The 14,450-nt window shown below is 65.2% G+C and carries 11 protein-coding genes; 7 read left to right on the top strand and 4 right to left on the bottom strand.

The window, feature by feature from the left end; translation table 11 throughout:
* The first annotated feature begins 50 nt into the window (after window positions 1-50).
* Window positions 51-1,244 (top strand): GNAT family N-acetyltransferase, encoded by a 1,194-nt coding sequence (locus JQ573_RS27155; protein WP_212314943.1) that lies wholly within the window; start codon window positions 51-53, stop codon window positions 1,242-1,244.
* A gap of 3 nt (window positions 1,245-1,247) precedes the next feature.
* Here JQ573_RS27155 and JQ573_RS27150 read toward each other — a convergent pair whose 3' ends face one another.
* The gene (locus JQ573_RS27150; protein WP_212314945.1) at window positions 1,248-2,186 is read right to left on the bottom strand and encodes a LysR family transcriptional regulator; all 939 of its coding nucleotides are present in this window, start codon (window positions 2,184-2,186) and stop codon (window positions 1,248-1,250) included.
* 324 nt (window positions 2,187-2,510) lie between these two features.
* Between JQ573_RS27150 and JQ573_RS27145 the strand changes: the two genes are divergently transcribed.
* Window positions 2,511-3,848 carry an MFS transporter gene (locus JQ573_RS27145; protein ID WP_212314948.1) on the top strand — a complete coding sequence of 446 codons (1,338 nt, stop codon included), beginning with the start codon at window positions 2,511-2,513 and terminating at the stop codon, window positions 3,846-3,848.
* An 86-nt stretch (window positions 3,849-3,934) separates the two neighbouring features.
* Here the strand turns inward: JQ573_RS27145 and JQ573_RS27140 are convergent, their stop codons facing one another.
* Complete coding sequence (locus tag JQ573_RS27140; protein WP_212314950.1) at window positions 3,935-6,271, bottom strand: exopolysaccharide transport family protein; 2,337 nt, start codon at window positions 6,269-6,271, stop codon at window positions 3,935-3,937.
* A gap of 175 nt (window positions 6,272-6,446) precedes the next feature.
* Here JQ573_RS27140 and JQ573_RS27135 point away from each other — a divergent pair, with 175 nt between their 5' ends.
* The 4 genes from JQ573_RS27135 (at window position 6,447) to JQ573_RS27120 (ending at window position 11,291) form a co-directional block, all read left to right on the top strand.
* A complete protein-coding gene (locus tag JQ573_RS27135) occupies window positions 6,447-7,085 on the top strand; it encodes a polysaccharide biosynthesis/export family protein (RefSeq protein WP_212314952.1) in 639 nt (212 codons plus the stop codon).
* A gap of 3 nt (window positions 7,086-7,088) precedes the next feature.
* Window positions 7,089-8,228, top strand: coding sequence for a glycosyltransferase family 4 protein (locus JQ573_RS27130; protein ID WP_212314954.1), 1,140 nt, complete (start codon window positions 7,089-7,091; stop codon window positions 8,226-8,228).
* A gap of 115 nt (window positions 8,229-8,343) precedes the next feature.
* Window positions 8,344-9,879 carry an undecaprenyl-phosphate glucose phosphotransferase gene (locus tag JQ573_RS27125; protein ID WP_212314959.1) on the top strand — a complete coding sequence of 512 codons (1,536 nt, stop codon included), beginning with the start codon at window positions 8,344-8,346 and terminating at the stop codon, window positions 9,877-9,879.
* 143 nt (window positions 9,880-10,022) lie between these two features.
* A complete protein-coding gene (locus tag JQ573_RS27120) occupies window positions 10,023-11,291 on the top strand; it encodes an O-antigen ligase (protein ID WP_212314960.1) in 1,269 nt (422 codons plus the stop codon).
* On the opposite strand, the gene JQ573_RS27115 is transcribed toward JQ573_RS27120, so the two are convergent.
* Complete coding sequence (locus tag JQ573_RS27115) at window positions 11,263-11,736, bottom strand: MarR family transcriptional regulator (protein ID WP_249132394.1); 474 nt, start codon at window positions 11,734-11,736, stop codon at window positions 11,263-11,265. The two genes, JQ573_RS27120 and JQ573_RS27115, sit on opposite strands and share 29 nt — an antisense overlap.
* A 144-nt stretch (window positions 11,737-11,880) precedes the next feature.
* On the opposite strand from JQ573_RS27115, the gene JQ573_RS27110 reads away from it, so the two are divergent.
* On the top strand, window positions 11,881-13,080 hold the full coding sequence (locus tag JQ573_RS27110) for an FAD-dependent monooxygenase (protein ID WP_212314963.1): 1,200 nt from the start codon (window positions 11,881-11,883) through the stop codon (window positions 13,078-13,080).
* Between the two features lie 131 nt (window positions 13,081-13,211).
* On the opposite strand, the gene JQ573_RS27105 is transcribed toward JQ573_RS27110, so the two are convergent.
* Window positions 13,212-14,387, bottom strand: a complete 1,176-nt coding sequence (locus JQ573_RS27105) for a trans-acting enoyl reductase family protein (RefSeq protein ID WP_212314965.1) — start codon at window positions 14,385-14,387, stop codon at window positions 13,212-13,214.
* Between the last annotated feature and the right edge of the window lie 63 nt (window positions 14,388-14,450).

Below are 14,450 nucleotides of genomic sequence, written 5' to 3'. Positions count from 1 at the left end.
GCCGCAGCCGAGACCTGTAAATTAATACCTTAAAAAATTTGGGCTCCGAGATGATCATGGCGGCGGCAGTTGAAGGCCAGACGGCGGGGACGCGACCATGGCCGAACGCAGTCCGCGTTGCTGGCGTCGACATCTTTCATGACCTCACTGCGGCCGAGGCGACCTGGCGCAGTCTCGAGACACCGCAACACAGCTACACGCCCTATCAGCGCTTCGATTTCCTCGCCAACTGGCAACGCCAGGTCGGCGAGCGCGAGGGCCTGCGGCCCTTCATCGTCGTCGCCCATGACAGCGAACGCCGTCCGCTGCTGCTGTTGCCGCTCGCCATCGAGTCCCGCCTGGGCGCGAGCTGCGCGAGCTTCATGGGCGGCAAGCATGCGACCTTCAACATGGCGCTGTACGACAAGGACTTCGCCGCCAACGCAACCGAGGCCGACATCACGGCGCTGACCGGATCGATCGCCGAGCGGTCTCGCGTCGATGCGCTCGTGCTGTGTCAGCAGCCGCTGCGCTGGCAGGACCAGCCCAATCCGCTGGCGTTGCTGCCGCACCAGGCTTCGGTGAACGACTGCCCGCTCCTGGTGATTGAGCCCGGCGCGGCACCCGCGGCACTGATCAGCAACTCGTTCCGCCGCCGCCTCAAGGGCAAGGAGCGCAAGCTGCAGGCGCTGCCCGGCTACCGCTATCATGTCGCGGCCGACAGCGCCGACGTCTGCCGCCTGCTCGACTGGTTCTTCCGCATCAAGCCGCAGCGCATGGCCGAGCAGAAGCTGCCCGACGTATTCGCCGAGCCCGGCGTCGAGCAGTTCATCCGCAGCGCCTGCCTTGCGCCGCGTGCCGACGGCAAGGGCTATGCGATCGACATCCACGCGCTGGAGTGCGACGAGGAAGTGATCGCGATCTTCGCCGGCGTCTCCGACGGTCATCGGTTCTCGATGATGTTCAACACCTATACGATGTCGGCCAATTCCAAGTTCAGCCCCGGCCTGATCCTGATGCGCGACATCATCGATCGTCATGCCGGCCTGAACTACCGCGCCTTCGATCTTGGCATCGGCTCGGACGAGTACAAGCGGCTGTTCTGCAAGGACGACGAAGCGATCGTCGACAGCTTCATTCCGCTCAGCCTGCGCGGCAAGCCGGCTGCGAGCGCGCTGTCGGCCATCAGCCGCGCCAAGCGCGCCGTGAAGCAAAATCCGGCGCTGTTCGAGATCGCGCAGAACCTGCGCAGCATGTTCCGCTGAGCCTCAGCTCGCCGCTTCACCCTGCTCTGCGCCGCCACTCGGTACGCCGAGCCGCCTCATCGCGTCGAATAGAAGCGCCGCGGCAGGTGACAGCGCACGCTTGCGCAGCTTGATCAGGCCATAATTCTCCAGCAGGAGCCGGTCGCGAAGACGCAGCATCTTGAACCGCTGCGGATCGACCAGATCGAACACCAGCATGGGAACCGGCACGACCGCGTCGATGCCGGCGGCAATCCCGACCGAGGCGAAAAACGACTCGGTGTTGATGACCCGGCGCGGCGGCGTCACGCCGCGGCTCATGAACAGCCTCTCCAGCGCCTGGCGCATGAAAGATTCCCGCGGCTGGCAAATCCACTGCTGGTCGGCCATGTCCTCCAGCTCGACGGTCTCGCGGCCGGCCAATGGATGCTCGGCACGAACCAGCAGCACCGCCTCTTCTGCGCCGATCTCATAATAGTCGAATTGCCGGGGGTCGATGCCGGCCGGAATCCTGGCGACGACGAAGTCGAACTCGAGCGCGAGCAGACGCGTGATCAATGGCGGGCTGGTGCTGACATCGAGCGAGATGTTCACCCGGTTCAGCTTCTCGCCGAGATACTGGATCACGTCGACGACCAGGTCGATGCTGGGCTTGGCGACTGTTCCGACGGAGACGGTGCCGAGCTCGCCGGACTTGTAGCCCGCGAACTCGTCGGTGACCTGGTCGAGATCGGCGAGCACGCTCTTGCCGCCGCGAATCAGGATCGAGCCATAGGCGGTGGGCTCGACGCCGCGAGCCGTCCGCTCAAACAGGGGAACCCGCGCCAGCGCCTCGATTTCGGCGAGCATCTTCGATGCCGCAGACTGGGTGATGTTCAACCGCTCGGCCGCCAGCTGCAGCTTGCGCTCATTGTCGAGAGCGACCAGCAGGCGCAGCTGGCGCAATTTCAGGTTATTGATCACGGCCTGCTACCATCCTGCCCGGCAAGGGCCTCTTCGTTCCGATTAGATCGGAACGGGGCTCCAAATTCTGTCCTGACGCGTCTTCTTTACGCGAACCGGTGTCCACTTCGCTGGAAAACGCTCTGGGGTTCCCGCGCTTATACCGCGGTGCATCATGACAGTTTCGCCGTGGCTCCATTCCCAAATGCCATTAGGCACGCGGCTGTCGATTACACAACAATGAATGCAATACTTGCAAGGGCAAGGCGACGGACCGCTGCGGCCGCACGAAGGTGCCGCCCGGACAGCGCGATTACCGTGCGCCGAATCGAAAAACCGGAAGGGATGGGAACGATGAGCGACGATATCGAGAAGCGCGCAATCGGAAAGATGATGCGGCGGCTGATTCCGTTCCTCATCCTGTGTTACTTCGTGGCCTATCTCGATCGCGTCAATGTCGGCTTCGCCAAGCTGCACATGAATACGGCGCTCGGCCTCAGCGAAGCCGCCTACGGGCTCGGCGCGGGCCTGTTCTTCGTCGGCTACTTCTTCTTCGAAGTGCCCTCCAACATCCTTCTGGAACGGTTTGGCGCGCGGCGCTGGATCGCCCGCATCATGATCAGCTGGGGTATCGTCTCGGCGGCATTCGCGTTCATCCCACAGATGTCCGCGGCGAGCGGTCTCTCGAGCGAGTGGATCTTCTACTTCCTTCGCCTGCTGCTCGGCGCCTGCGAGGCCGGCTTCTTCCCCGGCATCATCTTCTACCTGACGCTCTGGTTCCCGACGATCTATCGGGCCCGCGTCATCAGCCTGTTCATGCTCGCGATCCCGATCTCGAGCATCATCGGGGCGCCGATCTCGGGCCTGCTGCTCAACCTGTCCGGAGGCGGCCTGACGGGGTGGCAGTGGCTGTTCATCTGCGAAGCGCTGCCGTCGGTCCTGGTCGGCTTCGCTGTGCTGGCCTTCCTGCCCGACTTCCCGCGTCAGGCGAGCTGGCTGCAGCCCGACGAGATCAAATGGGTCCAGAACACCCTTGAGATCGAGCGGCAGAAGAAGGAAGCGGTGGAGCACATCTCGGTGCTGCAATCGCTCACCGATTCGCGTGTGCTGGCCTGCGCCTTCGTCTACTTCTGCCTCAATGCAGCGAGCTACGGCGTCGCGTTCTTCCTGCCCACCATCATCAAGGCGTTTGGCGTCACGGACACCCAGACCGGCCTGATCGCAGCGCTACCCTTCGTATTCGGCGCGGTCGGCATGGTGCTGCTCGGCCGCCATTCCGACAAGACCGGTGAGCGGCGCTACCATGTCGCCGGCGCACTGGTGCTGGCGGCTGTCGGCATCGGCCTGGCCGGACTGGTCTCAAGCCCGGTGCTGATCATCGGCCTGCTCTGCCTCGCGCAGATCGGCGTTTCGGCGGTGCCGCCGATGTTCTGGCCGATGCCGGCCAGCATCCTGAACGGCGCCTCGGCCGCGGCAGGCATTGCCGCGATCAACTCGCTCGGCAATCTGTCGGGCTTCGCGGGCCCGTTCGCGATGGGCTATCTGAAGGACCTGACCGGTGGATTCACCGCAGGCCTGTTGCTGCTCGCGGTCGTCGGATTGATCGGCGCGCTGGTCACGATCAGGCTGCGGATCGATCCGGTCCTCGAGCGATCGATGCGCGAGCCGATGATGGCGCACTGAGGCGCCATCAGGAAGCATGTGAAGCGGCCTCCAAAGCGAAGCGCGATGACGTCTCAAACTGAGCTCATCGCGCCCTGGAGGTCCGGTCAGGCCGCCACTACGCGCGGACCCGCCACGACCGTTTCCGACGGCGCGCAGGGCTTGCTCAGCATCGTCACTTCGGAGAAGCCGACGGCCCTGAGCTGATCGACCATCGAGCGGCGGGCATCCTGCGCCATGCCGGCGTCGGGCACGACGACAGCTTGCGCCTTTGCGGTCAGCAGCTCGGCCGGCAGGTCGACGGCCGTGCCGGCGTCGAGCAGCACGTGGTCGTAGACCCGGAGCAGCGCGTCGATCGCAAGCGCCAGCCGCGGCGATTGCAGATGCGAGCGATCGAAGCCCGGACGCCCGGCGCTGACGATCTGAACCCGCGACTGCCGATCCTTGGTGATGATCTGTGCGAACGTCGCCTCACCCTGCATCAATTCGGCAAGGCCGGGCGCGCCGGGATCGACCGTGGCCGCCGTCAGCGCCGGCGAGGACGCGACGAGATCGACCACCACGACCTTGGCCTGACGCGCCATCTGACGGGCCAGCGTCAGCGCGGTCAGCGTGACGCTCTCGGCGGCAGCCGGGCCGAGCACCGTGACCTTGTGGGCAGCGGGACCGGCCGCGACGAGACGCCCGGCCAGCTCATCGATCTCGTTGGCCATCCGGGCGGGCGCAGGCTGCGGCTCGCTGACGACCGGCTCATATGCTACTGCGGGGTCGGGCCGCAGATCAGGCTCAGGCGACAGGCTGGGCGCGAGCGGCGACGCGAGCTCAGGTTCAGGCGGCAGCGTCAGTGCGGGCTCGTCGACGGTTGCGGTCTCCATGACCGGCTCGCGGCGCCGGATCACTGCGGCGGCCGGCGCGAAGGCACGGCCTACCGCGCCGGGCGCGGAGATGCGCAGCAGCTCGCCGGTGATGATGATGCCGGCCGACAGCAGCAGCGTCGCCAGCGTCGCGATCAGCACGATCGGCAGCTTCTTCGGATAGGCCGGCGTGTTCGAGACCGTGGCGCGCGAGATGATGCGGCCGTCGGTCGGCGCGGCCTCGATGTTCTCGCGAGCGGTCGCCTCGCGATATTTGGCGAGATAGGCTTCCAGCAAATCGCGCTGCGCCTTGGCTTCACGCTCCAGCCCACGCAGCTGCACGTCCTGGCTGTTGCTCGACGACGCCTGCCTCTTCGACTGGTCCAGGCCCGCCTGCTGCGCCTGGACGCGGGCATCGGCGACGCGGGCATCGTTGTCCAGCGAGCGCGAAATCTTGCCGGCCTCTTCGCGCAATTGGCGGTCGAGGTCGGCGATCTGCGCCTTCAATTCCTTGATGCGCGGATGGTTGTCGAGCAGCGTCGACGACTGCTCGGCGAGCTGTGCGCGCAACGTGCCGCGCTGTTCGGCGAGCCGGCGGATCAGCTCGGAATTGAGCACTTCCGACGCCTCGATCGGCTTGCCGCCCTGAAGCATCTCGCGGATCAGGCGCGCCTTGGTCTCGGCATCCGCCTTCAGCGCGCGGGCATTGTTGAGCTGCGTGTTCAGCTCGCCCATCTGCTGGTTCGACAGCGGGATGTTGTTGGTGCCGACGAACAGGCTCGACTTGGAGCGGAATTCCTCGACCCGCGAATCCGCTTCCGCGACCTTGCTGCGCAGCTTGTCGATCTCGCCCAGCAGCCAGGTGCTGGCGGACTTGGCCTGGTCCTGCCGCGCCGCCTGCTGCAACACGAGGTAGCCGTCGGCAATCGAGTTGGCGACGCGCGCCGCGAGCTCGGGATCCTCCGACTGGAATTCGATCACCATGACGCGCGACTTGTCGACCGCATAGGCTTGGAAGCGCTCGTAAAAGGAATCAAGCACCCGCTCTTCCGGCGTCAGGCTGAACGGGTCACGGCCGATGCCGAACAGCGCCAGCAGCGACTTCAGCGGGGAAAAGCCCCGCAGCACCGGATCGAACTCGGGGCGCTCGGCGAGCTTGTTCTTCTTGATGATGTCGCGGGCAAGATCGCGCGACAGCAACAGTTGCACCTGGCTGGTCACGGCCTCGGCGTCGAGCGAGGCGCGCTCGAGGTCGCGCTCGCCGTTCGGACGCAGGAAGGCGTTCTCGCGGTTGTCGATCAGGATTCGCGCTTCCGACTTGTAGCGCGGCGTCACGACGTTGACGGCGGCAAGCGACACCGCAAACACGAGCACAGTTGGCACGATGATCCAGCTTCGCTTGCGCGCCAGCGCGCGCCCGAGCATATGCAGATCGAGATCCGTCGCCTCCGCCGGACGCGTTGGCTTGTCAGGAGCTGATATCGGCGAAGCCGGCCTCGCAACGGCTTCGGCGGCAACGGGCGCAGACTTCGGCAACGCCCGTTGCACCGCAGCCTTTTCCTTGCCTCTACGCCAGAATGCAAAACGCATAACCAACTCCCGCGGACGCCGCGATTCCATCTCAATGGCGGCGATTACAGTCCATTAAGGTTGCTGCTGGGTTAATCGGCGCGGTTGACGGATGCGGCGGCCACCACCGCTCCGTCATCGTTTGTTAACCATGAGTGCCGTTAATCGACGCCGATATTGTTGCGGGATTCCTCACATGCGCGATCTGCGCGCTCCCCTCGTTTGTCTGATTGCTGCGCTCGCGCTGTCGGGCTGCATGGGCCGGACGTCGCCGATTGCCGGTGACCCGGCCCTCGATTCGATGGCGTATGGGCAGCCGGCCTTTGCTGCGCCCGCGCCGATGGCCGTGGCCTATGCCGATCCCGCGCCGACGCGTGAGGCCTATAATCTTGGCCCCGGTGACAGGCTTCGCGTCGTGGTCTATGGTCAGGAAGGCCTGACCAATTCCTATGCGATCGATGCAGCCGGCGCGATCACGATGGCGCTGATCGGCTCGGTGCCGGCACGCGGCCGCACCCCTGCCGGGCTCGCCGCCGAGATCACGAGACGGCTGCGCAACGGCTACATCCGCGAGCCTTCGGTGGCGGTCGAGATCGAGGCCTACCGCCCGTTCTTCATCCTCGGTGAGGTCGCAGCCCCCGGCCAATATCCCTATGTACCCAACATGACGGTCGAGAGCGCGGTAGCGATCGCCGGCGGCTTCTCGCCGCGCGCCCGGCGCGACGAGGTCACCCTCACCCATACCGATGCATCGGGCGCCGGCCGCTTTGTCGTTCCCTTGGGCACGCCGATCGGGCCCGGCGACACCGTCTTCGTCGGCGAACGCTGGTTCTGATCGATGGCACAGGATCAAAATGAGGAACGGCTGCTTCGCATCCTGCACGTCGTCCGCGCCCCCGTCGGCGGCATCATCCGTCACATCCTCGATGTCGCCAACGGCCAGATCGAACGCGGTCACCATGTCGGCATCGTCGCCGACAGCCTGACCGGCGGCACGCGGGCCGATGCGGTCCTCGCCGAGATCGAACCGCGCCTCAAGCTCGGGGTCCACCGGGTGGCGATACGCCGCGAGCCGCGATTTGCCGACTTCATGGTCTGGGCGCATATCGCCAGCCTGATCCGGAAACTGAAGCCCGATGTTGTGCATGGTCATGGTGCCAAGGCCGGCGCCTATGTCCGGCTGCGGCGGCGCTCGAACAAGGTGATCCGGGTCTACACGCCGCATGGCGGCTCGCTGCACTATCCGCTCGACACCTGGAAGGGCCGCTTCTACAGCCAGCTCGAGCGCACGCTGATGAACAGCACCGACCTGTTCCTGTTCGAGAGCGCGTTTGCCCGCGACACCTATCAGCGCACCGTGGGCAAGCCCTCAGGCCTCGTCCGCTGCGTCTTCAACGGCGTCACGTCGGAGGAATTCGAACCGGTCGCCAAGGCCGACGACGCCTCCGACGTGGCTTATGTCGGCGAATTCCGGCGCATCAAGGGTGCCGATCTCCTGATCGACGCGGTCGCCAAGCTGCGCGCCGACGGCAAGCCGGTGACGCTGACGCTTGGCGGCGACGGCGAGGAGTTCGAACGGCTCAAGGAGCAGGTGAAGCGGCTGTCGCTCGGCGACGCCGTCCGCTTCATCGGCCACGTCAAGGCGCGCTACGGCTTCTCGAAGGGCAGCGTTCTCGTGGTTCCGTCACGGGGCGATTCGATGCCTTATGTGGTGATCGAGGCCGGCGCTGCGGGAATTCCGATGATCGCCGCCAATGTCGGCGGCATCCCGGAGATCTTCGACACCCACACCGACGCGCTGTTCGCGCCCAGCAACGCCGGCGCGATGGCCGACGCCATCAAGGCCGCGCTCGACAATCCCGCCGCGACCGTGGCGCGCGCCGAGCAACTGCGCGAACGGATTTCCGAACATTTCTCGCAGGGTGCGATGGTCGAGGGCGTGCTGGCCGGCTATCGCGACGCATTTGCCAAATATTAACCATTTCTTACACACGTAACCGTTTCTTCCGATTTGTCCCCTTAACTCGCGTCCAGGGGAATTTCGCTGCTGCGCGCGGATGCTCATCTGCAAGCACAGGAATGGACGTGGACTCGTGGAACCGTTTAACGCACGCTCGATGCTGGACGCCGCTGCGTCTGCGACGGCCGCTCAGCCGCAGGTCGAACGCCGCCGCCGCCTGTCGCCGGCCGCGCTCGCCGTTACCAGTCAAAAAGTCCGCAGCGCCTACTCGCCGGTCGTGATCACTGGCGTGGTTCGCCTCGCCGATTTCGTCTTGCTCAGCCTGGTCGGTGTCGGGCTCTATTTTGCCTATGTCAGGCCGCTCGCCATCCATTGGGGTTATATCGCATCGATCCTCGGCATGTCGGCTGCGGCGGTGATCTGCTTCCAGGCCGCGGACATCTACCAGGTGCAGATCTTCCGCGGCCAGCTCCGCCAGATGACGCGGATGATCTCGTCATGGGCCGTCGTGTTCCTGCTGTTCATCGGCGTCTCCTTCCTGGCCAAGCTCGGCGGCGAGGTGTCGCGGGTCTGGCTGTCGTCGTTCTTCTGTGTCGGCCTTGCGGTGCTGATCGCCGAGCGGCTGGCGCTGCGCTCGATGGTGCGCGCCTGGGCGCATGACGGCCGGCTCGACCGCCGCACCATCATCGTCGGCGCCGACCAGAACGGCGAGAAGCTGATCGAGGCGCTGAACGCCGACGACGACACGGATATCCACGTGCTCGGCGTGTTCGACGACCGCAATGACGCCCGCGCGATGGACACCTGTGCCGGCTCACCGAAGCTCGGCAAGGTCGACGACATCGTCGAGTTCGCCCGCCGCACCCGCGTCGACCTCGTGCTGTTCGCGCTGCCGATCTCGGCGGAGACCCGGATCCTGGAGATGCTGAAGAAGCTCTGGGTGCTGCCGGTCGACATCCGCCTGTCGGCCCATACCAACAAGCTGCGCTTCCGCCCCCGCTCCTATTCCTATGTCGGCAAGGTGCCGACGCTCGACGTGTTCGAGGCGCCGATCACCGACTGGGATCTGGTGCTGAAATGGCTGTTCGACCGCGTGGTCGGCGGCCTAGCCTTGCTTGCGGCACTGCCGGTGCTCGGTCTGGTGGCGCTTGCGGTGAAGCTCGACAGCCCCGGCCCGGTGCTGTTCCGCCAGAAGCGCTTCGGCTTCAACAATGAGCGGATCGACGTCTACAAGTTCCGCTCGCTCTACCATCACCAGGCCGATCCGACCGCCTCCAAGGTGGTGACCAAGAACGATCCGCGCGTCACCCGCGTCGGCCGCTTCATCCGCAAGTCCTCGCTCGACGAGCTGCCGCAGCTGTTCAATGTGGTGCTGAAGGGCAATCTCTCGCTGGTCGGCCCGCGTCCGCACGCCGTGCAGAGCAAGCTGGAGAACCGCCTGTTCGACGAGGCCGTCGACGGCTACTTCGCCCGCCACCGCGTCAAGCCCGGCATCACCGGCTGGGCGCAGATCAACGGCTGGCGCGGCGAGGTCGACACCGACGAGAAGATCCAGAAACGCGTCGAATACGACCTCTATTACATCGAGAACTGGTCGGTGCTGTTCGACCTCTACATCCTGCTCAAGACCCCGTTCTCGCTGCTGACCAAGAGCGAGAACGCGTACTGAGAATTGAACTAGCCACCGTCATTGCGAGCGAAGCGAAGCCATCCATATCGCAGCTCGGAGATAGGTGGATTGCTTCGTCGCTTCGCTCCTCGCAATGACGAAGCATCTGTTGCGTGTATTGTATCGAGTTGCGTGAGTATCCGATGGCCTATGCGGCGACAGCCGGGACGTCCCATTCGCCGGCATCAGCGCCGCCAGGCGTGCTGGCGCTGCAGCGGGCGCTGGTGTGGCTCGCCGGCGCGTCGATCGCCATCGTATTCATTGAGCCGAGCCCGTATGAACTCGTCACGCTGACCGCCTGCGTGCTGTTCTTTGGCACCGGCCTGCGCATGCAGCTCGTGTTCATGCCGCTGCTGTTCGCGCTGATCGTGCTCAATGTCGGCTACAGCATCGGCGCGGTGCCGTTCCTCGACAAGCCGGAGGTGGTGAACTGGGTCCTCACCTCCTGGTACATGGCCGTCACCGTCATCTTCTTCGCGATGGTGATGTCGGAGGATACCGAAGCGCGGCTCGACATGCTGCGCCGCGGCCTGATCGTCGGCGCGATGATTGCCTCGCTTGCGGGCATCGCCGGCTACTCTCATCTGGTGCCCGGCGGCTATGATCTGCTGACGCTGTATGACCGCGCCCGCGGCACCTTCAAGGATCCAAACGTGCTCGGCGCGTTCCTGATCCTGCCGGCGCTGTTCACGCTGCAAAGCGTGGTCACCGACCGCTTCGGCAAGGCGTTCCGCAACGCGATCGCCTTCGGCATCATCTCGCTTGCGATCCTGCTCTCGTTCTCCCGCGCCGCCTGGGGCGGCCTGATCGTCACCGCGGCCTTCATGCTGGCGCTGATGGTGTTCACCAGCCGCTCGCAGGCGCAACGCTCGCGCATCATCGTGATGACCCTGATCGCCGCGATCCTCGCCGTTGCGCTGATCGCGGTGCTGCTGTCGATCGGCTCGGTCGCCGACATGTTCAAGCAGCGCGCAAGCTTCGACCAGAGTTACGACGAAGGCCGCTTCGGCCGGTTCGGCCGCCACATCCTCGGCGCCCAGATGGCACTCGAGCTGCCGTTCGGCATCGGGCCGCTGCAATTCCACACCTACTTCCCCGAGGACACCCACAATTCGTTCCTCAACGCCTTCATGTCGGGCGGCTGGATCTCGGGCATCTGTTATCCGGCGCTGGTGTTCGTCAGCGCGATCATCGGCTTCCGCTACGTCTACAAGCGGGTGCCGTGGCAGCGCGACTATCTGGCGATCTTTTCGGCCTTCCTCGGCATCGCCGGCGAGAGCTTCATCATCGATACCGACCATTGGCGGCACTTCTGGATGATGCTCGGCACGATGTGGGGCATGTACGCGGCAACCGAGCGCACCCGCGCGACACCGGCCGAGGTCAGCGACGAGACTTCGGCGGCAGCTTGAGCTCGGCGCGCCGCTCCGGCGGCATGTCGATCACCGCCTTCAATGCGCCGGTCGCTTCCAGCACGCCCTTGTAGCCGTCATTGGCGAAGCGCAGCAGCAGGCGCAGTTCGTCATCGGTGTAGCGGCTCCAGAGCTTGAGCATCGCCTCCTGCATCGGCACGTAGAACTTGCCGATCTCCGCCGCCTTCTCCTCCACCACCGAGATGAAGACCTTGCGGCGGTCGCTCTCGTCCCGCTCACGGCGCACGTAACCCGCCTTCTCCAGCCGATCGACCACGCCGGTGATCGCGCCGGTAGTCAGCCCGGTGACTTCCGCGAGACGCCCCGCGGTCACGCGCCCTTCAAGGTGGAGGATGTCCATGCATTCCATGTCGGAATTGGAAATTCCGGCCATGTTTGCAACGGCTTGGCCGTACATCACGCCCTGCGCGGATGACCGGCGCATCGCCTCCTCGAGTTCCTGCATAAGCGCTGCGCGCGACTTCGCACTTGACAAAGCTGCTCCTGTATCTTACTCGCCTAATATCTTATATACTAAGATAATTAGCAACTGACCTTTCGTACCCCACACGGATGCATGGAGCAAGGCATGACCTCACGTCCCCGTAAAGCTCTGATCATCGGCGCCGGCATCGCAGGCCCGGTGACCGCGATGTTCCTGACCCGCGCCGGCATTGAGGCCGAACTCTATGAAGCATGGCCCTACTCCACCGGGATCGGCGGCGGCTTGCAGATCGCGCCGAACGGCATGCATGTGCTGGCGGAGCTCGGCCTCGCCGACGAACTGATCCGCAGCGGCTCGGTCGCGGAGTCCTTCGATTTCTATTCGCAGGCCGGCAAGAAGCTCGGCTCGCTCAACCAGAACATGCAGCAGCGTTTCGGCCAGCCCGCGGTGAACATGTGCCGCGCGACCCTGAACGAGACGCTGATCGACAAGGCCTGGGCCTCCAACGTCTCGGTGTTCTTCGAGAAGAAGCTGGTGAAGATCGAGGATCGCGGCGACCAGCCGGTCATCGCCTATTTCAACGACGGCACCACCGCCGAGGGCGATTTCGTGATCGGCGCCGACGGCGTGCATTCGGCGGTGCGGCGGCACGTGATCCCCGATGGCCCGACGCCGTTCGACACCGGGCTGATCGGTTTCGGCGGCTTCGTGCCGCGGGCCATGTTCGAGCGCCTGTCGATCGGTCAGAAGGTTGAGACGACGTTCGGGCAGAGCGGCTTCTTCGGCTACGGCCTGTGCAGCCCCGATCCGGACACGGGTGCGATGTGGTGGAGCACGCAGCCCTCGCACGGCATGACCGCGGCGGCCTACCGGCTGCAGAGCCAGGACGCGATCAGGCAGCATCTGCGCGATTTCCACGCCGGCTGGCATGCGCCGATCCCCGAGATCATCGAGGCCGCCGAGAATATCGTGGTGACCGACACGCTCGACGTCGCGACGCTGCCGACCTGGTCGCGCAAGCGCACGCTCCTGATCGGCGACGCCGCGCACGCCACCAGCCCTCATGCCGGCCAAGGCGCGTCGCTCGCGCTGGAGGATGCGCTGCGGCTGGGCATGCTGATGCGCGACGGCCAGGAGCTCGGGCTGACGTTCCAGGCCTTCGAGCACGAACGGCGGCCGCGCGCCGAGAAGATCGTGGCGATCGCCCGCCGCAACGGCAACAGCAAGCGCGAGTTCGGCCCGATCGGCGCCTGGCTGCGCGATCACCTGCTGAAGCTGCTGCTGCCGGTGTCGTCCAAGGGCATGGACTTCATGTACGCGTATAATCCGCGCGCGGCGGCTTAGGCTCTGGCTGTCATCACCTGCGCATACGGGTGATCCAGTATTCCAGAGACGTCCGTGCTTGAGCCGTGAGGCCGCGGCGTACTGGATCGCCCGGTCGAGCCGGGCGATGACACCGATGGCGGCTGCGCAACTTACTTCTCGACCTCAAACGTCAGCCCGGCGTGATCGACCAGGCGCTTGATCAGCTTGTGCTGCATCGCCGCTCCCGGCGTCCAGAAGCCGGCGGCGACGTCGGGCGTATCGCGCAACAGGCAGATCGCGCATTCCGAGATCATCTTCGAGGTCGAACCGTAGCCGGGGTCGCGATCACCTTTGATGCCGGCGCGGACCATGCGGCCGTCGGGCGCGACCGCGAGATAGAGCAGATCGTAGCGGCCGTTCTCGCGCTCCTCCTTCGACGGTCCCTCGCCCGGCTTCGGCGCGCTGGGACCGGTCTTCTCCGAATTCAGCGCCATCACCCGCTTGGCGTTGGCCTCGCCCTTCTCGCCGGGACCGGTCAGGACCATCTCGTCGTAGATGAATTCCTTGCCGTAGGGAAAGCCCATCAGCATGTTGGAGCGATGGACGTTGCGCGTGTTGATCAGCGCCATCATGAACGGCGCGGCCCATGAGTGCAGGTCGTCCTCATAGGCCGGCTTGCTGCCGCGCGGCTGCTTCGGGCCCTCGAAACCCGGCGTCAATGCAAACGGGTTGTTGAGGATCGCAACCAGGCTCAGATCCTTGGCGACGGCATCGAAGGTTGCCTTGGCGCTCGCGGCCGTGCCGCCGGACAGCGTGCCGCGCATGTCGCGCACGCGGCCCTTGACGCGCTGCGCCGGCGCACCGAACACCCGCTTGGCTTCCTCCTGGACGAAGAAGGCGCCGAGCTCGAACGGCACCGAGTCGAAGCCGCAGGAGAACACGATACGCGCACCGCTGGCCTTTGCGGCCGCTTCGTGCTTGTCGATCATCTGCCGCATCCAGACCGGCTCGCCGCAGAGATCGAAATAGTCCGTGCCGCTGTCCACGCAGGCCGCGATCAGCTCATTGCCATAGAGCTGATACGGACCGACCGTCGAGATCACAGACTTGGTCTGCGCCAGCATCGCCTTCAGCGATGCGGCGTCGCTGGCATCGGCAACGATCAGCGGCGTGTCGGCGGGCGCGCCGATCGCGTCACGAACCGACGCGAGCTTGTCCTTGCTGCGCCCGGCCATCGCCCATTTCAGGCTGCCGTCGCGATAATGCGCCGCGAGATATTCGGCGACGAGCTGGCCGGTGAAGCCGGTTGCGCCATAGACGACGATGTCGAGTTTCGACGAGGACATGGATCGGGCTCCCAGAGGCAAATTTGCCCCGTTTTGTCATTGCGAGCGAAGCGAAGCAATCCA

The organism is Bradyrhizobium sp. AUGA SZCCT0105, from assembly GCF_018129565.1.
Taxonomy (GTDB): Bacteria; Pseudomonadota; Alphaproteobacteria; order Rhizobiales; family Xanthobacteraceae; genus Bradyrhizobium.
Note: the sequence above shows the minus strand (reverse complement) of the source record. Positions and strands in the feature narration are given on the sequence as shown.

Excerpts from the sequence above, each read along its gene's own strand:
- JQ573_RS27155 (WP_212314943.1), top strand. The coding sequence starts at position 51 with ATGATCATGGCGGCGGCAGTTGAAGGCCAGACGGCGGGGACGCGACCA.
- JQ573_RS27145 (WP_212314948.1), top strand. The coding sequence starts at position 2,511 with ATGGGAACGATGAGCGACGATATCGAGAAGCGCGCAATCGGAAAGATG.
- JQ573_RS27140 (WP_212314950.1), bottom strand. The coding sequence starts at position 6,271 with ATGCGTTTTGCATTCTGGCGTAGAGGCAAGGAAAAGGCTGCGGTGCAA.
- JQ573_RS27135 (WP_212314952.1), top strand. The coding sequence starts at position 6,447 with ATGCGCGATCTGCGCGCTCCCCTCGTTTGTCTGATTGCTGCGCTCGCG.
- JQ573_RS27130 (WP_212314954.1), top strand. The coding sequence starts at position 7,089 with ATGGCACAGGATCAAAATGAGGAACGGCTGCTTCGCATCCTGCACGTC.
- JQ573_RS27120 (WP_212314960.1), top strand. The coding sequence starts at position 10,023 with ATGGCCTATGCGGCGACAGCCGGGACGTCCCATTCGCCGGCATCAGCG.
- JQ573_RS27115 (WP_249132394.1), bottom strand. The coding sequence starts at position 11,736 with ATGCGCCGGTCATCCGCGCAGGGCGTGATGTACGGCCAAGCCGTTGCA.
- JQ573_RS27110 (WP_212314963.1), top strand. The coding sequence starts at position 11,881 with ATGACCTCACGTCCCCGTAAAGCTCTGATCATCGGCGCCGGCATCGCA.
- JQ573_RS27105 (WP_212314965.1), bottom strand. The coding sequence starts at position 14,387 with ATGTCCTCGTCGAAACTCGACATCGTCGTCTATGGCGCAACCGGCTTC.